Consider the following 23,848-nt stretch of genomic DNA (forward strand, 5'->3'; position numbering starts at 1 on the left):
CGGCCGCCCTCGACGTTTTGGAGGACCGCTGATGAAAGCCCGCCTGATCGCCACCGGTGAACGCGCCCCCAGCTGGGTCGCGCAGGGCTTCGCCGAGTACCAGAAGCGGCTGTCGCACTGGCTGCCGTTCGAGCTGGTCGAAATCGAGCCTGGCCTGCGCGGCAAGGGCCGCGATCCGCGCCGCGCCACGGAGGATGAAGGCAGGCGGGTAATCGCTGCGCTGCCGAAGAACGCTTATGTGGTGGCGCTGGATGTGCCGGGCCGCCAGCTCAGCTCCGAACAGCTGGCACAACGCCTGGAGCATTGGCGCGGGCAGGGCAGGGACCTGGCGTTCCTGATCGGTGGCCCGGAAGGGCATTCGCCGGAAGTATCCGCGTTGGCCGATGAGAAGTGGTCGATTGGACCATTGACGCTGCCGCACATGCTGGTGCGGCTGGTGGTGGCCGAGCAGCTGTATCGGGCTGCCGCAATGATCGCCAATCACCCCTACCATCGCGCGTGAAGAATGGTTATACTAGTCGTCTGCCCGAATAGCTCAGCCGGTTAGAGCACTTGACTGTTAATCAGGGGGTCGTTGGTTCGAGTCCAACTTCGGGCGCCACCTTGAGAAACCTGCATCGCAAGATGCAGGTTTTTTTTGTCGTATTGTAGAACCGAGGCCATGCTCGGCTGCATCCTCGAAGCCGGGCATGGGCTCGGCGCTACAGCGTAATCAGGCCCTTCCAGAACGCGACCAGCGTGGCGATCGCCACCGCCAGGATCGCGCCGAACAGCACCCATTCCCAATGCGTGAATACCAGCTCGCCGCGCTGGCGCCGGGCCAGTGCGAACAGCACCACGCCGGGCACGTACAGCAACACCGACAACAGCAGGTTGTCGAGGCCGCCGGCATACACCAGCCACAGCGCGTACGCACTGGCCAGCAGCGCAACCGCGAAATCACGCCAGCGCACACTGGGCTCATCGGCGTAGGCCTGCCCGCGCCAGGCCAGTTGCACGCCGAATGCCGTGGACAGGAAGTAGGGCACCAGGCTCATCGACGCAGCGAGCAGCACCAGCCCGGTGTAGCTGCCCGAACTGACCAGCACCAGCAGCAGGAACAACTGGATCAGGCCATTGCTCAACCACAGTGCATTGGCCGGCACACCACGCGCGTTCTCGCGGCCGAGGAAGGCGGGCATGGTGCCGTCGCCCGCGGCGGCATAGAGCACTTCGGCGCACAGCAGCACCCAGGCCAGCAATGCACCGAGGACGGAGATGATCGAACCGATGATGATCACCGTCGCGCCCCATTCGCCGACGATGGCGCGCAGCACATAGGCCATCGACGGATTGGGCAGCCCGGCCAGTTCGGCCTGCGACAGCACGCCCATCGACAGCAGGCTGACCAGCACCAGCAGCAGCCAGACCCCCAGGAAACCGATCACCGTGGCGCGGCCAACGTCGGCGCGGCGCGCCGCACGCCGTGAATAGATGCTGGCGCCCTCGATGCCGATGAATACCCACACGGTCACCAGCATCATGCCGCGCAGCTGCTGGCCGAGATCGCCGAGCGCGGGTGTGCCAAGGAAATCGGCACGGAACACCTCCATGCGGAACGCACCTGCTGCCAGGATCAGGAACAGCGTGATCGGCAGCAGCTTGGCCACCGTCACCAGGCCATTGACAATGGCCGCCGTACGCAGGCCACGCAGCACCAGCAGGTGCACGGTCCACAGCAGCACTGACGACGCCGCCACGGCGGCAGGCGTGTTGCCTTCGCCGAACACTGGCAGGAAATGGCCGAGGCCGCTGAAGATCAGCACGAAGAAGCTGGCATTGCCAAGCACCGAGGCGACCCAGTAGCCCCAGGCCGCAGAGAACCCGATGTAGTTGCCGAAGCCCTCACGCGCGTATGCGTAGATGCCGGTATCAAGATCCGGCCGGCGGTTGGCCAGGGCCTGGAACACGAAGGCCAGCATCAGCATGCCGGCGCCACTGACCGCCCAGCCGATCAGCGCGGCGGCCGGCCCGGCGCTGCGCGCCACGTTCTGCGGCAATGAGAAGATGCCGGCGCCTACCATCGAGCCAACTACCAGTGCAGTCAACGCGGGCAGGCCCAGGCGTTGCGATGTCGTGGCCATGGTGATCCCCTGCGGCGGTAGTGCCGCTTGCACACGGTAGCCACGTGCCTGTGAACGTGCATGCAAGGCGTGCAACGACGAAGGCCCGGGCTGCTGCCCGGGCCTCCGAAGTTGATGCGTTGAACGGTATTACTTGAAGGTGTACTTGGCGCCGACGGTGAAGTAGCGACCGATGGCGCCGCTGAAGTGCAGCGGGTTGTAGTTCACGCCACCGTAGGTGGTCGGATCGAGCGGAGCAATGCGATCGAACACGTTCTGCACCGAGGCGTTCAGTTCGAAGGCTTCGGTGATGTTCCAGCGGCCGGACAGATCGAAGGTGGTGAACGAGGAGATCTTGGTGACGTCGGTACCGTCGGCGTAGGAGAACTGGTACGAACCCTCCGGACCACGGAAATCCTTGTTGTCCATCTTGGAGATGTAGTTGGCGACGCCGCTCACGCTCCACGGCCCCTGACGCCAGGTGGTACCGAAGTTGATCCGGTCCTTTGGCGTACCGATGCAGTTGGTCACGTCGCAGTTGCCGTGGGTGCCTGCATAGTCGAAGGTCTCGTCGGAGTCGGTGCGCTCGTACTTCAGCACATGGCTCCACTGCAGGTCCATTTCCAGCTGGCCCGGGCCGATATCGAAGGTCTGGCGGATATCGGTATCGATACCGCGCACGCGCGTGGATGCCGCATTGATGTACGCGGTGTTGACCGCCAGGATGCTGCCGGTGCCAGCGATGCCGTTGATCAGGTCGATGTCACGCAGCACGTTGCCGGCGGCGATGGCATCGGCCGTGGAGCCTTGGGCGATTTCGTTGGTGCGCTTGATCTGCCAGGCATCCACGGTCATCGAAGTGGTGGAGGTCGGCTGCAGCACGATGCCCACCGAGTAGCTCTTGGACTCTTCCGGCTTCAGGTCCTTGTTGGGGCGGGTGATGATCGCGACCGGGCGCGAGCTGCAGTTGGTGCCGACATCGGCCGGCGGGCTGACGGCGCAGCGCACCGGATCGCGGGCGTTGGAGAAGGCGGCCAGGCCACCATCGCCGTTCTCGGCCGGGTTGGGGGCGCGGAAGCCTTCGGCGTAGCTGGCACGCAGAGCGATCCAGTCGGCTGGGGTCCACTTGATGCCCAGCTTCGGCGTGGCCTTGCCTTCGCCGCTTTCGTACTTGTCGTAACGCAGCGCGCCGGAAAGTTCCAGTTGCTCCAGCACCGGTGCCGACAGTTCGACGTAGCCGGCGTAGACATTCTGCGTACCGTCATAGGCCGAATAGCCCAGGCCGATGATGTCACCCTGGTCGGTGTAAGTCTGCGGGGTCAGGCTGTTGCTGGTCTTGCGCCACTCGGTACCGATTGCCAGGCCCAGCGGACCACCTTTCAGGTCCATCAGGCTGCGCGACACGGTGAAGTCGAACATGTCCAGGCTGGACTTGGCGCGTGCGCTGATGGTCGGCGAGATGAAGTCGTACAGCGCCTGCGAGTTGAGGTTGGCATTGTCGCCAATACGCCACACGCCGCCGGCACAGTTCGGGTTGCCCAGCGCGCACTGTACAGCGCTGTAGCGCAGGAACCCGGTGCGCTTGTTCACCAGATCGGTACCGGAGTGCAGGTAGGCGGTGTCGTAGCTCCAGTCACCCCAGTTGCCCTTGACGCCGACCAGGAAGCGGTTGAACTCATTGGTGTTGTTGGTCACGCGCGGACCGACATCCCAGGCCGAGTAGCGCAGGCGCGAGGCCTGGCCCTGGATCGGATTGTCGGGATGGGTCGGCGACAGCACCACGGCGCCCGGGCCGCTGCTGGCATTGCGCGGGCCAAGGGGATAGCCCCAGCTGCCGGAGACGCCGGACGGTGTGTTGCTGAAGATCGTTTCCTTCTTCGAGTAGCCGATCTCGGTGTAGACCTCGCCGCCTTCGCCGAAGGCGAAGCTGGCGCGGCCGAACACGTTGACGTACTTCTCTTCAGGCGTGAGATCACGGAACTGCTGCGCCGGATCCCACAGGCAGCCCTGGGCCGCCACTGACGCGTCGGTCTGGCCCGGGATGGTGGTCAGGCCTTGGCAGCCGGGCAGTGGCACGAGCCTTGCCGGATTGGTCGCCGTGACATTGCGGTCGTCATACACCGAGCCATTCGGACCGACGCCTCCGCTGGTGCGGCCATTGAGGTAGGCGCCGCCGAGGAACTGGGCATTGTTGCCATAGCCCCAAGGACGGATGTCGCCGGTGCCGATCCACTTGCGGTTCTTGCGATCGCTGATCTTGATCGCGTCGGTCTTGCCGACGTCCAGGCTGAAGAAGGCATTCCAGCCGTCAGTGGCCAGGTCGCCGGTGCCGGCGGTCAGGGTCGCCTTCTTCGCGTCGCCATCGCTGTCACCGGACAGGCCATAGGAGCCACGCAGGATGGCGCCCTGGAAGTCGCTGCGCAGGATGATGTTGACCACGCCGGCGATGGCATCGGAGCCATAGATTGCCGAGGCGCCGTCCTTGAGCACTTCCACGCGCTCGACGGCATCGAGCGGAATGGTGCTCAGGTCGGTGAAGACCTTCTGGCCGTCGTCGGCCAGGCCGTAGGTGGCCATGCGGCGGCCGTTCAACAGGACCAGGGTCGAGCCCGCGCCCAGGCCGCGCAGCGAAATGCCGGCGCCACCACCGGCAAAGCCGTTGCCGAAGGTCTTGGGGATGGAGCCGGAGCCATCAGCGGTCAGGGTCTGCAGGTATTCGGCAACCGTGGTCTTGCCGGTGCGGTCGATTTCCTGGCGGGTTACTACCTGCACCGGCGACGGCGTTTCAGTGTTGGTGCGCGGAATGTTCGAACCGGTGACCGTGATGCGGTCCAGGTTGGTGGCCTTGTCCTGCGCGAAGGCGGAGGTGGAAGCCGCGGCGCCAACCAGCAACAGGGTGCTGCCGGTAAGGATATGGGTGATGGACGATGCCAGAGTGCTGCGGCGGCGGCTGGCGGGCCGTTGGATCAGGTGTTTCACAGCTTCTCTCCTAACTGGAAAACCGTAGCGTTGAGGGCTGTCTCCGGAAGATTCCGGGACGGATCAATCTAGGTTTCCGGTAGGTGACGAAGTCGTGAATTTTTGCTTAATCGGTAACGGTTGATCCGGTTCCGTCCGTTGGCACGTGCAGGGAAGCGCCGGCCCGGCAGGGGGCCGGGCCGGCGATCACTTCACTCCGGCAGCGAGAACTGCACCGGCACCATGCCGATGGCCGGTACCGCCACGCCATCACGCTGGGCCGGCTCGAAGCGCCAGTGCCGGAGCACCTGCAGGCGCGCGGCCTGGTCCAGGCTGCGCGAACCGCTGCTGCGCTCGATGCTGACCCCCGTCGGCTGCCCGCGGGTGTCCACCTCTACCCGCAACAGCACAGTGCCCTGTTCGCGGTTGCGCAATGCCGCCAGCGGATAGGCCGGCGGCGGGGCGCTGCGGTACTGCAGCTGGGCACCGGCCAGTGGTGCGGAGGTATCGATGCTCGGTGCAAGCTGGGGCGGGGCCGGTTCGGCGGCCGGCAGCGCGATGCCCTGGGCTTCTTCCACGGTTGCGGTAGGAGCTGGAAGCGGCGGCGCGGCCGGCTGCGTCTGTGGCTTCGGTACGACCCGGGCGACCTCCCTGGGCTGTTCCAGCACCGGGGGCGGCGGCGTTGGCGGGATCTTCTCGATCAGCCTGACCGTGGTCTTTTCACGCGGGGCCTGCACGGCCTGGTAGGTCGCAGGGATGAGCAACAACAGGAAGGCCAGCAGGTGCAGGGCGATCGCCGCGCTCCAGGCGGCAACGCGGGCGGGGTCGAAGTGCAGGGATGCAACGGGATACGTACGAACCATGGTCCACCTCCATGCCAGTGACGAAGTCCTCAACGCACCAGGGCCCGTGGCGGGGTTGCCGCACGCGGCTGGCAGTGCATCAGTAGCGCGCCCGGGCGGCCACTGCATAGAGGCAGGGGCAGCCGTGTTGGGCTGGCCTTCAGCCACTGCCGTCGGAATGCACGAAAAAAGGCGGGTCCCCTGGGGAACCCGCCTCTGTCGGCAATGACCAACGGCTCAGCGACCCAGTTCGAACACCACGTCCAGGTTGACCGAGACGGTGGATTCACCCGGCGCGACCGGGGTGGCCTTGTCCATCGCCGCACCGGCCGCCATGGTGCGCATCATCGGCATCGGGCGGAAACCGCCATTGCTGTTCTCGGAGATGCTGACGATGCGGCGCACCTGCAGGCCCAGTGACTTGGCATAGGTCTGGGCGCGGGCCTGGGCCTTCTTCAGCGCAGCCAGGCGGGCTTCGTCATACACTGGTTCCGGCTGGTCGATCTCGAAGCTCGGGCCGTTGATCTGGTTGGCGCCCTGCGCGGCCAGCGCGTCCAGCACCTTGCCGAGCTTGGCGATGTCGCGCACCTTGAGGCTGACCGTGTTGCTGGCCTGGTAACCGGTGATCTTCGGCGCTTCGTTGTCGGCGTAGCGGTACTGCGGGTTGAGGCTGACGCCGCTGGTCTGCACGTCGCGCTCGGCGATGCCGGCGGCCTTGATCGCGGCCAGCACCTTGTCCATCTGCTGGGCGTTCTGGCGCATGGCGCTGTTGCCATCGGCAGCCTGGCTCACCACGCCGGCCGACAGCGTGGCCACGTCAGGCACGCGGGTGGCCTCGGCATTGGCCGAGATGTTCAGCAGCGTGCCCTCGGCCGGTGCGGCGATCGACGGCGAGGACGGAGCGGCATGGGCGGTCATCGAGGTTCCAAGGGCGAGGGACAGGGCGAGCAGCAGCGGGGTGGCAGTCAGGCGCATGGGATCTCCTTGTTGTGCCGTTGAGGGTGGTGTCGTAGCGATGAACGCGTTGTGAGTCCGTTCGGGGTTGAACGCGTTCCGGGACGGGTTGCCGACGATTCAGGTGGCGGCCTCAGGTTATGCTGTGCCGATGCTCTACCTAGCTTCCCGCTCCCCCCGACGCAACCAGCTGCTGGCCCGACTCGGACGCCCTTTCCAGGCATTGGATCTGGAGGTCGTCGAGCAGCGTGCGCCCGCTGAAAGCGCCGAACAGTACGTCTGCCGGGTCGCCGCCGACAAGGCGCGCGCCGGCCTGGCCCGGGTGCTGGCCAATGACCCGCAGGCGCGGGTGCTTGGTTCGGACACCGAGGTGGTGCTGCATGGCGAGGTGTTTGGAAAGCCCGCCGACGCTGCCGATGCCCGGGGGATGCTGGCGCGTCTTGCCGGGCGTACCCACCAGGTGATGACGGCCGTAGTGGTGGTCGGCGCGGACGGGCTGGACAGCGAACTGGTCATTTCCGAAGTGACCTTCGCCCCGATCGACGCTGCCGACATCGCCGCCTATGTCGCCACCGGCGAACCGCTGGACAAAGCCGGTGCCTACGCCATCCAGGGCGGGGCCGAGCGCTGGATCGAGCACCTGTCCGGCAGCTACTCCGGCGTCATGGGGCTGCCGTTGCTGCACACCGATCGTTTGCTGGCGCGCTGCGGCGTGCCGGCCCCCACCGCCGATGCCGCCAGGGAGGCTGCAGATGTCTGAGGAAATCCTGGTCAACGTGACCCCGCGCGAGACCCGGGTCGCGGTGATCGAAAATGGCATGCTGCAGGAACTGCACATCGAGCGTGGCTGGCGCCGGGGTGTGGTCGGCAACATCTACAAGGGCAAGGTGCAGCGGGTCATGCCCGGCATGCAGGCCGCCTTCGTCGAAGTCGGGCTGGAGCGCGCCGCGTTCCTGCACGCCAATGACGTGGTGCGGCCGGCGCCGGTGGCCAGTGCCGATACCGAGAACACCACCCTGCCGCCGCCGGCCAGCGTGCCGATTGTCGAGCTGCTGCGTGACGGCCAGGACATCGTCGTGCAGGTGGTGAAGGACCCGATCGGCACCAAGGGCGCACGCCTGACCACGCAGATCAGCATTCCCTCGCGCTACATGGTGCTGCTGCCGCAGTCCAAGGTGGTGGGCGTGTCGGCGCGCATCGAGGACGAAGCCGAGCGCGCCCGCCTGAAGGCGCTGGTGACCGAGCTGTCGGCGCAGCACGGCGGCTACGGCTACATCGTGCGCACCAACGCCGAAGGCCAGCCGGCCGAGGCCATCGCCGAGGACATCGCCTACCTGTCGCGCGTGTGGAACGTGGTCGAGCGCCGTGGCCGCGAAGCGCCCTCGTGCAGCATCATCTATGAAGACCTGAGCCTGCCGCTGCGTTCGGTGCGCGACCTGATCCGCAAGGATGTGGACAAGGTGAAGGTGGACTCGAAGGAGACCTTCGGCCAGCTGCAGGCCTTCGTCGCCAAGTACATGCCGGTGCTGGCCGAGAAGCTGGAGCTGTATTCCGGCGATCGCCCGATCTTCGACATGTTCGGGGTGGAGGACGAGATCGGCCGCGCGCTGGACAAGCAGGTGCCGTTGAAATCCGGTGGCTACCTGGTGATCGACCAGACCGAGGCGATGACCACCATCGACGTCAATACCGGTTCGTTCCTCGGCCAGCGCAACCTGGAAGAAACGGTGTTCCGCACCAACCTGGAGGCTGCGCAGGCGGTGGCGCGGCAGCTGCGGCTGCGCAACCTGGGCGGCATCATCATCATCGACTTCATCGACATGGATGATGCCGAGCACCGCCGCCAGGTGCTGCGCACGCTGGAAAAGGCGCTTGCGCGCGACCATGCCAAGACAACAGTCTATGACTTCTCGCCGCTGGGCCTGGTGGAGATGACCCGCAAGCGCACGGTGGAAAGCCTGGAGCGCCAGCTGTCGGAAACCTGCCCGCAGTGCAGCGGCCGCGGCAGCATCAAGACCACCGAGACGGTGACCTACGAGATCTTCCGCGAGATCACCCGCGCGGTGCGTCAGTTCGACGCCGCGCGCCTGCTGGTGATCGCCTCGACCAAGGTGGTCGCGCGCATCACCGACGAGGAATCGGCGGCGGTGGCCGAGCTGGAGGAATTCCTCGGCAAGAGCATCCGCTTCCAGGCGGACGAGCAATACCTGCAGGAGCAGTTCGATGTCGTTCTGCTCTGATCCTCGCCGGCTGCAGGCCGGCGGTGGCCGATGAGCGCGCCGCCGCGCCTGCGACTGCGAAGGATCCGCCGTCATCTCATTGCCGCCTGCGCGGTGGGCCTGGTCGGGCTGGCACTGCTGGTGGGCACCCTCAGCCAGCTGCTGCCGCTGGCCGAGCGCCACCCCGACAGGATTGCGGCCTGGCTGAGCGAACGTGCCGGCCAGCCGGTGCGTTTCGACCAGCTGCAGACGGCCTGGACCCGTCGTGGCCCGTTGCTGCAGCTCAAAGGCCTGCATATCGGCGCGGGCCGCGGCCTGGCCATTGGCGAGGCCGAGGTGCTGGTATCGATGTACAGCGGCCTGTTGCCTGGCCGTTCGCTGACCGAGTTGCGCCTGCGTGGGCTGGCGCTGGATCTGCAGCAGGATGCAAGCGGTCGCTGGTCGGTGCGTGGGCTGCCACAGTCCGCCGACGGTGGAGATCCGCTGGATGCGCTGCGCCGGCTGGGCGAGCTGCAGGTGATCGGGGGGCGCCTGGGCGTGCACTCGCCGACGTTGGACATCGACACCACGCTGCCGCGCATCGACCTGCGCCTGCGGGTCAATGGCGATCGCCTGCGCGTGGGCGTGCGCGCCTGGGCCCAGGCCGAAGCGCTGCCATTGACTGCGGTGCTGGATGTGGACCGCACGCGTGGCAACGGCGAGGCCTGGCTGGGCGCCGATCCGGTCGATTTCCATGCCTGGTCTCCGCTGTTGGCGGCCGGCGGTGTGCGCCTGCGCGAGGGCAAGGGCGAACTCAACCTGTGGTTGACCCTGCGCGATTTCGTGCCGGTGGCGGTGACCACGGATTCGGACCTGCGCGACGTGCGCATCGATGGCGCACCGATACCCGGCATGGCGGCGCCGCAGCTGCAGCTGCAGCGACTGCAGGCCCGCCTGCGCTGGCAGCGCCAGGCCGAGGGCTGGGCGCTGCAGGTACCGCGCCTGCGGCTGAAGAATGAAGACGGCGAGCAGCGCCTCGATGGCCTGCAGCTGCAGGTCGGCAAACAGCTGCGGGTGCGTTCCGGTGAAGTGCAGGCCGGCATCGCGCTGCGTGCGCTGGCTCTGAGCGATCGCCTTGAGCCGGGCCTGCGTCGCTGGCTGTTCCTGTCCAGGCCGCAGCTGGACGTGCGCGCGTTGCAGCTGGCCGGCGAACGCGATGGCCCATTGTGGGCGCAGGGTGAACTGCAGTCGCTGGGCTTTGCAAGCGTCGGCAATTCACCGGGGCTGCGCGGCCTTGGCGGGCGTTTCGAAGGCGATGCCAACGGCTTCAGCCTGCAGCTGCAGCCGCAACGGCAGCTGCAGTTCGACTGGCCCACCGGCTTCGGCGTGCGCCACGACCTGCAGCTGGCCGGGCAGATCGTGGGCTGGCGCGACGAGGGCGGTGGTTGGCGGATCGGGACGCCGGCGATGCGTGTGGAAGGTACCGACTATGCGGCCGACGTGCGCGGCGGTGTGTGGTTCCAGGGCGACGGTACGCGGCCGTGGCTGCAGCTGGCCGCCAAGCTGGACGACGTGCCGATGACGGCGGCCAAGCGCTTCTGGATCCACTCCAAGATGAGCAAGGGCGCCACCGACTGGCTGGACATGGCACTGGCCGGCGGCCAGGTACGTGGCGGCGTCGGCCTGGTCACCGGTGACCTGGACGACTGGCCGTTCGACGACAACGATGGCCGCTTCGAGGCCACCGGCCACATCACCAATGGCGACATCCGCTTCCAGCATGATTGGCCGCTGATGAGCCAGGTCGATGCCGATATCGCCTTCATCGGCCCCGGCTTCGACATGCATGGGCGCGGCGACCTGGCCGGCGTGGCGGTGCAGAAGTTCGAGGCGGGCATCCAGGATTTCGGGCAGCAGCCGCTGTACGTGCGCGCCGATGCACAGAGCGAGGCCGGCAGACTGCTGGCCATGCTGCGGCAGAGCCCGCTGCACAAGGACTATGGCGATACCCTGGACAACCTCACCGCAGCGGGCCCGGCGCATGTGACCTTCGATCTGCTGCAACCGCTGCACCACGATGAAGGCGGTGGCCATCTGCAGGGGACGGTTGACCTGGCCGGCGTGAAGCTGGTCGACAAGCGTTTCCAGCTCGCCTTCGACAACATGCACGGGCAGGCGCGCTACAGCAATGGCGGTTTCGATGCCGAGGAACTGTCGGTGCGCCACCTCGGCCAGGACGGCCGCCTGAGCCTGCGTGCTGGTGGCTACGTGCACGACAGCAGACTGGCCTTCGAATCGAAGCTGTCGGCCACGCTTGACGCCGGCGTGCTGATCGACCGCGCACCGGAGATGGCCTGGCTCAAGCCCTACATCACCGGGACCTCGCCGTGGACCATCGCGGTCAACCTGCCCAAGGTGGCGCCAGGTGCTCCTGCGCCGCCCAGCGAGCTGCGCTTGAGCTCCGATCTGGTCGGCACACGGCTGGATCTGCCGGCGCCGCTGGACAAACCGGCTGCCGAGCCGCTGGCGACCACCGTGGCCGCACAGCTGCCGATGGGTGCCGGCCGCATCGATGTGGCGTTCGGCCAGCGCCTGGCGCTGGCCGCGCGCAGCCACAACAACCAGACCGGCGTGCAGGTGACGCTGGGCAGCGACCATGTCGATCGCGAGCCGCCGCCCAGCGGATTGACCGTCAACGGCCGCAGCCCGACCTTGGACGCATTGGAGTGGATCGGCCTGGCGCGGGGCGGCAGCGATGACAACACGATGCCGCTGCGTGCGGTGGACGTGCAGGTCGGTCAATTGAAGCTGATCGGTGGCGTTTTCGAGCAGACCCGGTTGCAGCTGCATCCGGGCGCGCAGGCGCTGGACGTGCGCCTGGCGGGCCCGTCGCTGGCCGGGCGCCTGACTGTCCCCAATGCTGACGGCGGCACCATCAGCGGCCAGCTCGACCGTGTGCACTGGCAATCGCTGCCGGCAGCTCTGGATGCACCGGCCGCACCGGCCCGGGTCCAGGCCGGCGCCAACGATATGGACCCGGCCAAGCTGCCGCCGTTCGCGCTGGACATCGCCGACCTCAAGTTCGGCAAGGTGGTGCTGGGCCAGGCGGTGCTGCGCACACGACCGTTGGCCAATGGCCTGAACGTGGACGAGCTGCGCTTCCGCGCGCCGGACCAGGAGATCGACATCAACGGTCGCTGGCTGGGCCGTGCCGGCGGAGCCCGCACCGAGCTGACCGCCCAGGTGCGCAGCGAGGATCTGGGCGGACTGATGCAGAACCTGGACTACGGCGGCCAGCTGCGTGGTGGCTCCGGCCAGGCCCAGCTGCAGGCCACCTGGAGCGGGGGGCCGTCGGACTTCCAGCTGGGCAACCTGCAGGGCCGCCTGGACCTGCACGCACGCAACGGCCAGCTGCTGGAGCTGGAGCCGGGTGCTGGCCGCGTGCTGGGCCTGCTCAGCGTGACCCAGCTGCCGCGGCGCCTGATGTTCGACTTCCGCGACTTCTTCTCCAAGGGCTTCGCGTTCAACCAGATCGACGGCAGCATGCAGTTCGGCCAGGGCATGGCGCGCACCGACAAGGTGCTGATCGAAGGCCCGGCAGCCAACATCACCATCCGCGGCCAGGCCGACCTGCGCAACCAGCAGTTCGACCAGACCATCGACGTCAACCCGCGTGCCGGCAATCTGCTGACCGTGGTGGGGGCAGTGGCCGGTGGCCCGGTGGGAGCGGCGTTGGGCGCGGCCACCAATGCGGTATTGTCCAAGCCGTTGGGCGAGATTGGCGCCCGTACCTACAAGGTGACCGGTCCATGGAAGGAGCCCAAGGTGGAAGTGATCGAACGCAGCCGCGACAAGGCTCCACCACCCGCGCCGGCACCGGCGCCGGCCATTCCACCGACCGTCACCGGCCTGCCGCGCCCGCGGTGAGCGCGGCCTTCCTGTTCACGGGGCTTGCCTGAGCGCCCCCGCATCCCCAGATCGAGAACCATGACTGACATCGCCCTGACGCTTGCCCAAGACCGCCTGCTGCGCCCCGGCGGCCTGGATACCGCTGGCCTGGAGCGCACCTTCGGCCAGTTGCTTGGCCCCGGTGTGGACTTCGGTGATCTTTACTTCCAGCATGCCCGCCGCGAGAGCTGGAGCGTGGAAGACGGCATCGTCAAGGATGGCGCCCATTCCATCGAACAGGGCGTGGGCGTACGGGCAATTTCCGGCGAAAAGACCGGCTTCGCCTATTCCGATGACATCCACGCCGACGCGCTGCTGGCGGCGGCGCAGTCGGCACGTGCGATCTCACGCGAAGGCGGTGCCCAATCCGGGCGATCGCTGCTGCGTGGCAACGCGCGCGCGCTGTACCCGGCGCTGGACCCGATCGATGGTATCGGCAACGAGGCCAAGGTCGAGGTGCTCAAGCGCCTGGATGGCTACCTGCGTGCCGCCGACCCGCGCGTGAAGCAGGTGATGGTGAGCCTGTCCGGCGGCGTCGACACGGTGCTGATCGCACGCAGCGACGGTGTGCTGGGTGCTGATGTGCGGCCGCTGGTGCGCCTGAACGTACAGGTGATCGTCGAGCACCACGGTCGCCGCGAGTCCGGCTATGCAGGCGGCGGTGGCCGCTACGGGTATGAAGAACTGTTTGCGGGCGGGCGCCCCGAGGCCTTCGCCCGCGAGGCGCTGCGCCAGGCGCTGGTGAACCTGGACGCCGTTCCGGCTCCGGCCGGGGTGATGCCGGTGGTGCTCGGTCCGGGCTGGCCGGGCGTGCTGCTGCATGAAGCGGTTGGCCACGGGTTGGAAGGCGACTTCAACCGCAAGGGCACCAGCGTCTACGCGGGCCGCATCGGTGAGCGCGTTGCCGCCCCGGGCGTGACCATCGTCGATGACGGCACGCTGGACGGACGCCGCGGTTCGTTGAACATCGACGACGAGGGCCATCCCAGCCAGTGCACCACGCTGATCGAGGACGGCATCCTGGTCGGCTACATGCAGGACAGCCTCAATGCGCGCCTGATGGGCGTGGCGCCTACCGGCAATGGCCGCCGCGAATCATTCGCGCACATGACCATGCCGCGCATGACCAACACCTACATGCGTGCCGGCCAGCACGACCCGCAGGAGATGATCCGTTCGGTGAAGAAGGGCCTGTACGCGGTCAACTTCGGCGGCGGCCAGGTCGACATCACCAGCGGCAAGTACGTGTTCTCGGCGACCGAGGCCTACCTGATCGAGGATGGCCGCGTCACCACGCCGGTGAAGGGCGCGACCCTGATCGGGAACGGTCCGGAAACCATGCAGAAGGTGCGCATGGTCGGCAATGACCTGGCCTTGGACGAGGGCGTGGGCGTCTGCGGCAAGGACGGGCAGAGCGTGCCCGTGGGTGTCGGCCAGCCCTCGCTGCTGATCGAGGGCATCACCGTCGGCGGTACCCAGGCCTGAGCCGGGCGATGGCCAGCGCCACCGCCCCGACCGGCGCGGACTCAGTCCTCGTCGGCTTCGTCGGTCTCGACGTGGCCGGCGTCTTCGTCGCCCGCCGTCTTCAGGCCAAGCGCGGCCGGCAGCATCAGGCCGCGCAGCACCTGGAAAATCTCACGGTAGGCGCGCGGCGGCTTGTTCCTGGCCTTTTCGGCCTGCGCGTTGCGCACCAGCGTGCGCAGCTGCTGGCGATCGGCCTGCGGATAATCGTCGAGAAGGGCCGCCAGTGCCTTGTCACCCTCGGCCAGCAGGCGGTCGCGCCAGTCCTCAACGCGATGCATCATTGCCACTTCGCGGCGGCCGGTCTCGCTGTTGGCGTCCAGCGCGTCGCGGATCGCATCCAGCGTGGCCTCTTCTTCGCGCCGCATGTGCTTGGCCAGGAACGCCAGCTGGCGCTTGTGGGCGATGTGGGCGGTGATGCGCTTGCACTCGGCGATATGCGGCAGCAGGTCTTCCGGGATCGGCAGGCGCGCCAGCTGGGCCGGGGTCAACGACACCAGCTTCTCGCCCAGGGCCAGGACGTCGAGCGCGTCGCGCCGGCTCTGGCTGCGGCTCTTGTCGTGGAATTCACCGGTTTCTTCGTCGCGTCCGCGCATCGTCCATACCTGATTTCAAAAAAGTCGCCCGGCGTGATGCCGGGCCCAACCCGTACAGGATAAAGCATTGAACGTGATCGCCCCTGAAGTGGCCGTCGGCGACGACAGCGCGGCCCGGCTGGAACGGCTGGCCGACCTCTCCCAGCAGCTGCTCGACCGTGCCCGCGCGCTGGGCGCCAGCCAGGCCGAGGTCAGCTGCAGCGAGGATCGTGGCCTGGAGGTCAATGTCCGCCTTGGCGAGGTTGAGACCGTGCAGTCCACCCGTGACCGCGGTATCGCCGTCACCGTCTATTTCGGGCAACGCAAGGGCAGTGCCAGCACTGGCGACCTGAACGAGGCCAGCCTTGCCGCCACGGTCGAACAGGCCTGTGCGATCGCCCGGCATACCGAAGATGACCCGGCTGCCGGCTTGGCCGAGGCCGCGTTGATGGCCACCGACTTCCCGGATCTGGATGCCTGGCACCCGTGGGCGCTGCAGGCCGACGAGGCGGTGGACCTGGCCCTGGCCTGTGAGAACGCAGGCCGCGAGGCCGATGCGCAGATCCGCAATTCCGACGGCGCTTCGGTGTCAAGCATGCAGAGCCTGTCGGTCTATGCCAATTCGCATGGTTTCATCGGCCGTGAGCGCGGCACCCATCATTCGGTGGGCTGTGCGCTGATTGCCGGCCAGGGCGATGGCATGCAGCGCGATGGCTGGTACACCAGTGCGCTGGCCCGCGAGGATCTGGAGGAGGTGGGCCTGGTCGGTCGTCGTGCTGCCGAGCGCACCGTCGCCCGCCTGCAGCCTCGCTCGATGGCCACCGGCAGCATGCCGGTGTTGTTCGCCCCGGAAGTGGCGCGCAGCCTGGTCGGCCACCTGTTGTCGGCGGTGTCCGGCGGTGCCCTGTACCGCCAGGCCAGCTTCCTGCTGGACAGCGTCGGCCTGCAGTTGTTCCCCGGCTGGATGCAGATCGAGGAACTGCCTCACCTGCGCCGTGGCCTGCGTTCGGCCGCCTTCGATGGCGATGGCGTGGCCACCCGAGCTTCGGCGCTGGTCCGTGACGGCGTCCTGCAGCGCTACGTGCTGGGCAGCTACTCGGCACGCAAGCTGGGCCTGCAGACCACCGCCAATGCCGGTGGCGTGCACAACCTGCAGTTGGCCGCCAATGCTGGCGCGCTGCAGGACATCGCCCGGCAGATGGGCAATGGCCTGCTGGTGACCGAGCTGATGGGGCAGGGCGTCAACGGGGTGACCGGCGACTATTCGCGGGGCGCCGGTGGCTTCCGGGTCGAGAATGGCGAGATCCAGTATCCGGTGGATGGCATCACCATCGCCGGCAACCTGCGCGAGATGTTCAGCAGCATCGAAGCGGTGGGCAGTGATGTTGACCCGCGCTCGCACATCCGCACCGGCTCGATCCTGGTGGGGCGGATGACCATTGCCGGTAATGATTGATGGCGTCGATGGCGTAAGCTATGCCCGCCTGACGCAGCCAGCTTGGTGCTGGTGGGTCAAGACCACCCAATGAAAAGGAGTTTTGTCGTGAGCGAATTCGATAACGTCCCGCCGCCGCCGGCGACCACCGAGGCCCCGGCCGACCAGCGCACGATGGCGCTGGCTGCGCACCTGCTGGGCATCTTCACCGGCTTCATCGGCGCGCTGATCATCTGGTTGATCAACAAGGATGATGCGGGCAAGGCCTTTGTGACCGACCAGGCCAAGGAAGCGCTGAACTTCCAGATCACCGTGGCCATCGCCATGGTCATCTGCATGATCCTGACCATCGTCGTCATCGGCGCGATCCTGATGCCGATCGTTGGTCTGGTCAGCCTGGTGTTCTGCATCATTGCCGCCGTCAAGGCCAACAACGGCGAGGCGTACCGCTACCCGTTCGCGCTGCGCCTGATCAAGTAAGTTCGTCCGCACGCGGATACATGCAACGCCCGGCATTGCCGGGCGTTGTTGTTTGGCGCTCCTGCCGGGCCAAGCGCGGTGAGCGCAGTGCGGCAGCGTCGCCGCCAGCAATCAGTGATTGCGCTCCACCGCCAGCGTTGCCAGCGCGCGCAGCGGATCGGCTTCCTCGCCATGGCCGGCCAGGGTTGCCTGCATGCGCGCTGCCAGTTCGCGCAGCTGTGCTTTGGCGCCGTCCATGCCCAGCAGCGCCGGGAAGGTGCTCTTTTCCTGTGCCTGGTCCTTGCCGGCGGTCTTGCCCAGTTGTTCAGAACTGGCTTCCACATCCAGGATGTCATCGCGGACCTGGAAGGCCAGGCCGAGTGCATCGGCGAAACTGTCGAGCTGGGCCAGCTGCGGTTCGTGGGCCTGGCCGCACAGCGCACCCATGCGCACCGCCGCGCGGATCAGTGCGCCGGTCTTCAGTGCATGCATGCGGGTCAGTGCCGCCAGGGTCTGTTGCTGGCCGGTGGCATCGATGTCCAGCGCCTGGCCGCCGCACATGCCGGAGGCACCGGACGCGTGGGCCAGGGTCTGCAGGCAGGCCACGCGCAGCGTGGCCGTCAGCGGCGCATCGGCCAGCAGGCCAAAGGCACGGGTCTGCAGGGCGTCACCGGCGAGGATGGCGGTAGCTTCGTCGAAGGCGATGTGGGTGGTCGGCTTGCCGCGGCGCAGGGCATCGTCGTCCATCGCCGGCAGGTCGTCATGCACCAGCGAATAGGCGTGGATGAGCTCGACGGACATCGCCGCCGCGTCCAGCTGTTCCGGCTGCGCGCCGAACAGGTGGCCACTGGCGTACACCAGCAGCGGCCGCATGCGCTTGCCGCCACCCAGCACCGAGTAGCGCATGGCCTGGTGCAGGCGTTGCGGGGCCTCGGCGGGCGAGGGCAGGGCGGCGTCGAGCTGGCTCTCGATGCGGTCGCGCCAGCGCGCGAACAGAACCTCAGCCATCATGGCTGGGCGGATCGAACGGCTCGGATGCTTCCGGCTGCGCCGGATCGCTGAGCAGGCGCACGCGCAGTTCGGCCTGTTCCAGCGCTTGCTGGCACTGGCGATACAGACCGACGCCACGTTCGTAAGCACTGAGCGAGGCTTCCAGGCTCAGCTCGCCGGTTTCCATCTGCTCCACCAGCTGTTCCAGCGATTCAAGCGACTGCTCGAACTGGGCGACCGGGGAGGCGTTTTCGGGGGACTTCTTGGCCATGCGGCAAGTGTGGACGGGCTGCGCGCGGGGGTCAATTCACCAGCCGCCGGGACGCCAACGCAGCTGTGCCCCGTTCGTCTGCAACCAGGCCTGCAGGGGCGCGGCGATGACCACGTCGGCGGCGGCCAGCAACTGCGGGCCATCGAAGATCAACGGCAGCTGCGCGCGGCGCCACGGGGCAAGACGCTCACGTTGCAGGCAGTCCTTCAGCGCGTGCGAATGCTGGCGACCGGGTAGCAGGATGCGCTCACCGCCCGCGCGCGCACGTACCTGCAATGGGCGTTCGAAGGCCGGGGCGCCCTGCAGGCGCAGTTGTCCGCCATCGGGCAGCGCCAATGGCGCGCGTCCGTCCCATTCGGCCTGCCACGCGGGGGGGAGCGCAGGTAGCCGGGCTGGCAGCAGGTAGGCGTGGTCGCGCCATTGCTGGATCGCGTGATCGTGCCAGCGCACACGCGCCTGGCGATCGTTGCCGGCCGGCAGCAGTTCGTCCAGCGCCTGTTTCAGCACCGTGGCCGGCAACGGTGCTGCAGCATGGCCCAGCACCCAGGCACGCAGCACGCGCGCGGCGCGGCCCGGCGACACCTGGCGTAGCAGCTGCAGCGACAGCACGCGCGGTGCCACTTCCAGATGCGCGATCAGCTCGGCGTCTTCCTCGTCCAGCAGTTCGCGGGTCTGCCGGCAATGCGTCGCGCTGCCGGCCAATGCCGACGCCGCGTGCGGCCAGCGCTGGCGCAGCAACGGCAACACCTGCAGGCGCAGGAAGTTGCGATCGGCGTGGTCTTCCGCGTTGCTGGGGTCTTCAATCCATTGAAGCGCGTGCTCCCGGGCGTAGTGGAGCAGCGCGTCGCGCGACGTCGACAGCAGTGGTCGCCACAGGGGATGTTCGCCAAGATGGCTGTGTGCAGACATCGCTGCAAGGCCGTCGACGCCTGAACCGCGCAGCGCGCGCAGCAGGAAGGTCTCGGCCTGGTCGTCCTGGTGCTGCGCAAGTGCCAGCGTTTCGCCCTCGCGCAACTCGGCCGCGAACGCGGCGCGTCGCGCCTGCCGCGCCGCGCCTTCAAGGCCGAGGCCCGCACGGTTGTCGACCTGCACGCGATGCACGGCCAGTTCGATGCCCAGCGCGGCGCATTGATGCCGGCAATGCAGCGCCCAGGCGTCCGCATCGGGTTGCAGACCGTGGTGCACGTGCACCGCACGCAGTGCCGTGCCGGAGGCCTGTGCACAGCGCCACAGCCAGTGCAGCAGCACGGTCGAGTCGACACCGCCGCTGTAACCCACCAGCAGCGGCGCATCCAGCGGAACGAGGGCAGGGAAGGCGGTCACGGCGGCAAGTATAGGGTGGGGTTTGCTTGGCAGGGCTGCGCCCTGCACCTGCTACGAGCCAGAGCAACAGCAACAGCTGGTCTGCTGAGGGATGGCGGGGTGGGTCCGGTTGCGGGGGACGCTGCAAGTCCCCCTCCGGGGCCCGGCCCAGCCGCTGGCGGCTGTGCGTTCGGGCGCTTGCGAAGCAGTGCTTCGCAAGCAAAGCGCCCTCACCCATGTAAGCTCGGTCGCCGCTTGCTCGTGTGCGCAGGACTGCGCACACGTGCAAGCGGCGACCAAGGCTACATGGACGTACTCGCGCCGTCCCCGCACACCCACAGTGCCCCGCCATCCCACGGAATGCACGCTGTTGCTGTTGCTTCCGGCCGTTGCCGTTGCCGTTGCGTCTGCAGGTGCAGGGCGCAGCCCTGCCGAAAACCCTACTTCACCCGACGGCCCGAACGGTCGATGCGGAACCACTCTCCGCCTTCCATCGGCGTGTGGCCATCGGCATCCGGCGTACCACGACGGCAACCATTGCAGACCTCGGCGACGCCGTCCTGGAACGGCCATGCGAAATCGAACGTGCCGGGTACCACCTGGCGGAACGTCAGGTCGAAGTAACCCACGCGGTTGCCTACGCGGGCGCGCAGCAGGCCTTCCTGCGGCGTTTCCGGGCCGTTGTCCCAGGTCAGCACCGGCAGGCTGCGGCCCTTGCGGTCGACGTAGTGGAAACCCTGGTCGGCGTACACCACTGCCAGGCCGTGGTCGTCGTAATTCAGGGCCTTCAGCGTGTCGGCACTGATCTTCGGCCGGTGATCGATCACCTCGCAGTTGGGCAGCGGCCACAACCCGTGTTCGTCGGTCAGCAGCTTGCATGCCGGTGCCTGTGCCGCTGCAGTGGCGCTGACCAGCATGCCAAGCAGGGCCAGCGACCGCGCGAAGCGGCCGCTGGCAGAATCAGGGCGGGCCTGACGTGCGATCACTGGGCCTCGGCCTTGCGCTCGAACGCGGTCGGTGCCGGCAGCTGCACCGGCACGCCCTTGTCATCGCAGGTGCCGGCCTGGCACAGGCGCTCGCGCAGGGCCGGGGTGGCCTGCACGATCATGTGATAGATCGCGTTCTGTTCCAGCGTGCCGCGAATCGCCTTGCTGCCCGGGCCGCGTGCCCAGATGCCGACGTCCTCGCCACCGTGCGATTCGGACTTCATCGGCACCAGCGCTTCCTGCATGTAGTCCGGATGCTCGGTGTCGACCTCGCGCAGGTTCGGGCGGCCGTTGGCCGGTTCGAAGCTGCTCGGGTTGTGCGGATAGCGCTTCGGGCCGGCCGGCTGCTGGTTGCTGCTGCCGGTGTGGCCCGGGCCATTGGCGTAGCTCAGCGTGGTGTACGGCTGGCCGGTGCCGTCCAGTGCGTAGTCCAGCTTGCCGGCGCCATCTTCGCCGCCCTTGTCCTTCACCTTGCCCAGGATCGGGTTGCCGCGCGCCGGGTAGCCGACGAAGTTCAGCGTGTGCGAGTGGTCGGCGGTAACGATGATCAGGGTGTCGTCGGCCGAGGTCAGCTCGCTGGCCACGCGCACCGCATCGGACAGCGCCACGGTTTCGGTCAGCGCACGGTAGGCGTTGCCGCTGTGGTTGGCGTGATCGATGCGTGCGCCTTCGATCATCAGCACGTAGCCTTCCGGGTGCCTCGACAGATTCTTGATCGCCGCTGCGGTCAGTTCGGCCAGGCTCGGCTCACCGCCCGGATCCTGCGGGCGCTCGTACTCGTAGCGCATGTGGTCCGGTTCAAACAGGCCGAGGATCGCCGGTGCGTTGGCGGCGGCGGCCAGCTGCTTGCTGTTCCACACGTAGGCGCCGTGCGGATGGGCCTGCTGCCATTCCTGCACCAGGCTGCGCCCATCCAATCGCTGGCCGGCCTTGTCGTCGTACTCCGGGTCGCGCTCTTCCACGGTGGTGAATTCCCCGCGCCCGCCGCCGAGGGCGACCAGCGGGCCGCGGCCGTAGCGCGAAGTCGACAGCAGCTGCTGGGCGATGTCCTTGCAGCCGGCCGCCTTCGCCGCTTCAGTCAGGTCGGTATCGTTTTCCCAGTTGCGCTCGGGCGAGTGCGCGTAGGTCGCGGCCGGGGTGGCATGGGTCAGGCGCGCGGTGGACACCACGCCGGTGGCCAGGCCGGCGCTGTCGGCCAGCTGAAGCCAGGTCAGCAGGCCCTTGGACAGGCTGTCGGCACAGTCGGTGCGGCTGCCGGCGCTGACGCCGATCGCACCCATGTGGGTCTTCACACCGGTGGTGATGGCGGTCATGGTGCCGGCCGAATCCGGGGTCTGCGAATCGGTGTTGTAGGTCTTGCTGAACGCCGTGGCCGGGAAGCGCTCCCAGGACAGCAGGTTCTCTTCACCGGAGCCCCCCTTGCGCTGGCCCTCGTAGATGCGCGAGGCGGCCACGGTGGTCAGGCTCATGCCGTCGCCGAGGAACAGGATGACGTTCTTGGCCTTGCCGGACATCGCGCCGTTGGCGGCGGCCTGGGCAGCGCCGCTGCGGTACCACCACTGCGGGGTTTCGCCGGCCGGGTGGGCGACGGGATTGACGGCGACCTTCAGGCCGGCCGGGGCAGAGGCAGGGGTGGTGCTGGCGCAGGCGCCCAGCAGCAGGGTGGTGGCGCAGGCGGCCAACAGGGAGACGGAACGGCGCATGGACGCTGGGATCTCACAAACTGTAACGGGACGTTCATTATGCCCGCCCTCGCAAGGCACGCCGATGACACACTGATTTGCCGGTCGGGCGGTCGTTCCCCAGCCGTTGATGGGCTATCGTGCCAGCATCCCTTCCTTCCCTCTGGATTGCCTATGAAGCTGGTCTCTGCCTGGCTGCGGATTCCATTCTGGCAGCGCGTGGTCGGTGGCTTCGTGCTCGGCGCGCTGGCCGGCTGGGCGCTCGGCCCGGCCGCGGAAACGTGGTTCGGCCCGCTTGGCGAGCTGTACGTCACCCTGATCAAGATGATCGCCGTGCCGCTGGTGTTCTTCGCGGTGATCAATGCGATCTCGTCGCTGCACGGCCAGAAGTCGGTTGCCGCGCTCAGTGGCCGCACCTTCCTGTGGTTCGTGATCACTGCTGCTTTGGCGGTGTGCGTCGGCCTGGGCGTGGGCACCGTGCTGCAGCCCGGCGCCGGTGGCCTGCAGCTGACGATGGCCAGCAATTACGTGCCGCGCGAAGTGCCCAGCGTGGTGCAGGTGCTGCTGGACGTGGTACCGGCCAATGTCTTCTATGCGCTGTCCGGTATCGGCACCAAGGTCAACGCGGCCGGCGAAACCGTGCTGGCCGCCGGCCGTGGCTCGATCCTGCCGGTCATCTTCTTCGCTGGCCTGGTCGGCTTCGCCATCGTCAAGCTCGGCGAGAAGGTGACCGAGGCGCGCAAGCTGGTCGGCCAGATGAGCGACATCATGATCCAGGTGACCCGCTTCGTGCTGGAAGTCACCCCGATCGGCACCTTTGGCCTGATCGCCGGTCTGGTCGGCAGCTACGGGTTCGAGAAGCTGCTGCCGCTGGGGCATTTCGTGCTGGCGCTGTACGTGGCCTGCGCCCTGCACATCGTGGTGGTCTACAGCGCACTGCTGCTGGCGCACGGACTGAACCCGCTGAAGTTCTTCCGTGGTGCGGCGCCGGGCATGCAGGTTGCGTTCGTCAGCTCTTCCAGCTTCGCGGCGATGCCGGTGGCACTGCGTTCGATCACCCACAACCTGGGCGTGAACAAGGATTACGGTTCGTTTGCGGTGCCGCTGGGCGCCAGCATCAAGATGGACGGCTGCGGCGCGATCTACCCGGCGCTGTGCGCGGTGTTCATCGCGCAGTACAGCGGTGTGCCGCTGACTCCGGAGCAGTATGTGGTGGTGCTGATCGCCTCGGTGCTGGGCAGCTTCGGTACCGCCGGCGTGCCGGGTACTGCGGTGATCATGGCCACGGTGGTGCTGAGTGCGGCCAACCTGCCGCTGGAGACCATCGGCTACCTGTATGCCATTGATCGCATCCTGGACATGATGCGCACGATGACGAACGTGACGGGCCAGATGCTGGTACCGGTGATCGTGGCCAAGGAGACCGGGCTGCTTGATCAGGCGGTGTACGACAACCCGTCCAGCAACGTGGGCGTGGATGATCCCGACCCGACACCACCACGCGCCTGAGGTGGTGTGCTGAATTGAAAGGCCCGCCCTGACCGGCGGGCCTTTTGTTTGGGGGATGGCCGAGGCGGTGTCGGCCAAGGCGGTCTCCGCTTGATCTACACCATGCATGGATGGAG

Annotated in this window: 18 protein-coding genes and 1 tRNA gene; 9 read left to right on the forward strand and 10 right to left on the reverse strand. The window is 67.5% G+C overall.

Annotated features, from left to right (window positions below):
• The first annotated feature begins 31 nt into the window (after window positions 1-31).
• Window positions 32-502 (forward strand): 23S rRNA (pseudouridine(1915)-N(3))-methyltransferase RlmH, encoded by a 471-nt coding sequence (rlmH, locus tag O0J15_RS01850; protein WP_019662111.1) that lies wholly within the window; start codon window positions 32-34, stop codon window positions 500-502.
• Window positions 503-524: 22 nt separating this feature from the next.
• Window positions 525-601: transfer RNA gene (locus tag O0J15_RS01855), tRNA-Asn, on the forward strand.
• A 100-nt stretch (window positions 602-701) separates the two neighbouring features.
• Here the strand turns inward: O0J15_RS01855 and O0J15_RS01860 are convergent.
• The 4 genes from O0J15_RS01860 to O0J15_RS01875 form a co-directional block, all read right to left on the reverse strand.
• Window positions 702-2,123, reverse strand: coding sequence for a basic amino acid/polyamine antiporter (locus O0J15_RS01860; RefSeq protein ID WP_308304991.1), 1,422 nt, complete (start codon window positions 2,121-2,123; stop codon window positions 702-704).
• A 129-nt stretch (window positions 2,124-2,252) separates the two neighbouring features.
• Complete coding sequence (locus O0J15_RS01865; protein ID WP_021204309.1) at window positions 2,253-5,081, reverse strand: TonB-dependent receptor; 2,829 nt, start codon at window positions 5,079-5,081, stop codon at window positions 2,253-2,255.
• A gap of 191 nt (window positions 5,082-5,272) precedes the next feature.
• Window positions 5,273-5,923, reverse strand: a complete 651-nt coding sequence (locus O0J15_RS01870) for an energy transducer TonB (RefSeq protein WP_019662108.1) — start codon at window positions 5,921-5,923, stop codon at window positions 5,273-5,275.
• A 216-nt stretch (window positions 5,924-6,139) separates the two neighbouring features.
• Window positions 6,140-6,877 carry an SIMPL domain-containing protein gene (locus O0J15_RS01875; protein ID WP_021204307.1) on the reverse strand — a complete coding sequence of 246 codons (738 nt, stop codon included), beginning with the start codon at window positions 6,875-6,877 and terminating at the stop codon, window positions 6,140-6,142.
• 130 nt (window positions 6,878-7,007) lie between these two features.
• Between O0J15_RS01875 and O0J15_RS01880 the strand changes: the two genes are divergently transcribed.
• Genes O0J15_RS01880 through tldD form a run of 4 tightly spaced genes read left to right on the forward strand, consistent with a single transcriptional unit; the run spans window position 7,008 to window position 14,487 of the window.
• Entirely contained in the window at window positions 7,008-7,616 is a 609-nt protein-coding gene (locus O0J15_RS01880; protein ID WP_021204306.1) for a Maf family nucleotide pyrophosphatase, read from the forward strand.
• Entirely contained in the window at window positions 7,609-9,096 is a 1,488-nt protein-coding gene (gene rng, locus O0J15_RS01885; RefSeq protein ID WP_019662105.1) for a ribonuclease G, read from the forward strand. Before O0J15_RS01880 ends, rng begins: the two co-directional genes overlap by 8 nt.
• A 30-nt stretch (window positions 9,097-9,126) precedes the next feature.
• Window positions 9,127-12,981 (forward strand): YhdP family protein, encoded by a 3,855-nt coding sequence (locus O0J15_RS01890; protein ID WP_308304992.1) that lies wholly within the window; start codon window positions 9,127-9,129, stop codon window positions 12,979-12,981.
• A gap of 60 nt (window positions 12,982-13,041) precedes the next feature.
• Window positions 13,042-14,487 (forward strand): metalloprotease TldD, encoded by a 1,446-nt coding sequence (gene tldD / locus O0J15_RS01895; protein ID WP_308304993.1) that lies wholly within the window; start codon window positions 13,042-13,044, stop codon window positions 14,485-14,487.
• Window positions 14,488-14,528: 41 nt separating this feature from the next.
• Here the strand turns inward: tldD and yjgA are convergent, their stop codons facing one another.
• Window positions 14,529-15,119, reverse strand: coding sequence for a ribosome biogenesis factor YjgA (gene yjgA, locus O0J15_RS01900; protein ID WP_308304994.1), 591 nt, complete (start codon window positions 15,117-15,119; stop codon window positions 14,529-14,531).
• 67 nt (window positions 15,120-15,186) lie between these two features.
• On the opposite strand from yjgA, the gene pmbA reads away from it, so the two are divergent.
• Entirely contained in the window at window positions 15,187-16,554 is a 1,368-nt protein-coding gene (gene pmbA, locus O0J15_RS01905; RefSeq protein ID WP_019662101.1) for a metalloprotease PmbA, read from the forward strand.
• 87 nt (window positions 16,555-16,641) lie between these two features.
• Window positions 16,642-17,013 (forward strand): DUF4870 domain-containing protein, encoded by a 372-nt coding sequence (locus tag O0J15_RS01910; protein ID WP_019662100.1) that lies wholly within the window; start codon window positions 16,642-16,644, stop codon window positions 17,011-17,013.
• Window positions 17,014-17,124: 111 nt separating this feature from the next.
• Here O0J15_RS01910 and O0J15_RS01915 read toward each other — a convergent pair whose 3' ends face one another.
• The 5 genes from O0J15_RS01915 to O0J15_RS01935 form a co-directional block, all read right to left on the reverse strand.
• Window positions 17,125-18,003, reverse strand: a complete 879-nt coding sequence (locus O0J15_RS01915; protein WP_164145219.1) for a polyprenyl synthetase family protein — start codon at window positions 18,001-18,003, stop codon at window positions 17,125-17,127.
• Window positions 17,993-18,253: an exodeoxyribonuclease VII small subunit gene (locus O0J15_RS01920; RefSeq protein ID WP_005410522.1), complete on the reverse strand. Its 261-nt coding sequence runs from the start codon at window positions 18,251-18,253 to the stop codon at window positions 17,993-17,995. The genes O0J15_RS01915 and O0J15_RS01920 overlap by 11 nt, the downstream gene beginning before the upstream one ends.
• 36 nt (window positions 18,254-18,289) lie before the next feature.
• On the reverse strand, window positions 18,290-19,576 hold the full coding sequence (tilS, locus tag O0J15_RS01925) for a tRNA lysidine(34) synthetase TilS (protein WP_308304995.1): 1,287 nt from the start codon (window positions 19,574-19,576) through the stop codon (window positions 18,290-18,292).
• 419 nt (window positions 19,577-19,995) lie between these two features.
• Complete coding sequence (locus tag O0J15_RS01930; RefSeq protein WP_308304996.1) at window positions 19,996-20,541, reverse strand: WG repeat-containing protein; 546 nt, start codon at window positions 20,539-20,541, stop codon at window positions 19,996-19,998.
• Window positions 20,538-22,244 (reverse strand): alkaline phosphatase, encoded by a 1,707-nt coding sequence (locus tag O0J15_RS01935; RefSeq protein WP_308304997.1) that lies wholly within the window; start codon window positions 22,242-22,244, stop codon window positions 20,538-20,540. Before O0J15_RS01935 ends, O0J15_RS01930 begins: the two co-directional genes overlap by 4 nt.
• A 153-nt stretch (window positions 22,245-22,397) precedes the next feature.
• On the opposite strand from O0J15_RS01935, the gene O0J15_RS01940 reads away from it, so the two are divergent.
• Window positions 22,398-23,732: a dicarboxylate/amino acid:cation symporter gene (locus tag O0J15_RS01940; protein ID WP_019660634.1), complete on the forward strand. Its 1,335-nt coding sequence runs from the start codon at window positions 22,398-22,400 to the stop codon at window positions 23,730-23,732.
• Window positions 23,733-23,848: the final 116 nt, after the last annotated feature.

Origin of the sequence: Stenotrophomonas sp. Sm10, assembly GCF_030985515.1 — a bacterium.
GTDB classification, from domain to species: domain Bacteria; phylum Pseudomonadota; class Gammaproteobacteria; order Xanthomonadales; family Xanthomonadaceae; genus Stenotrophomonas; species Stenotrophomonas hibiscicola.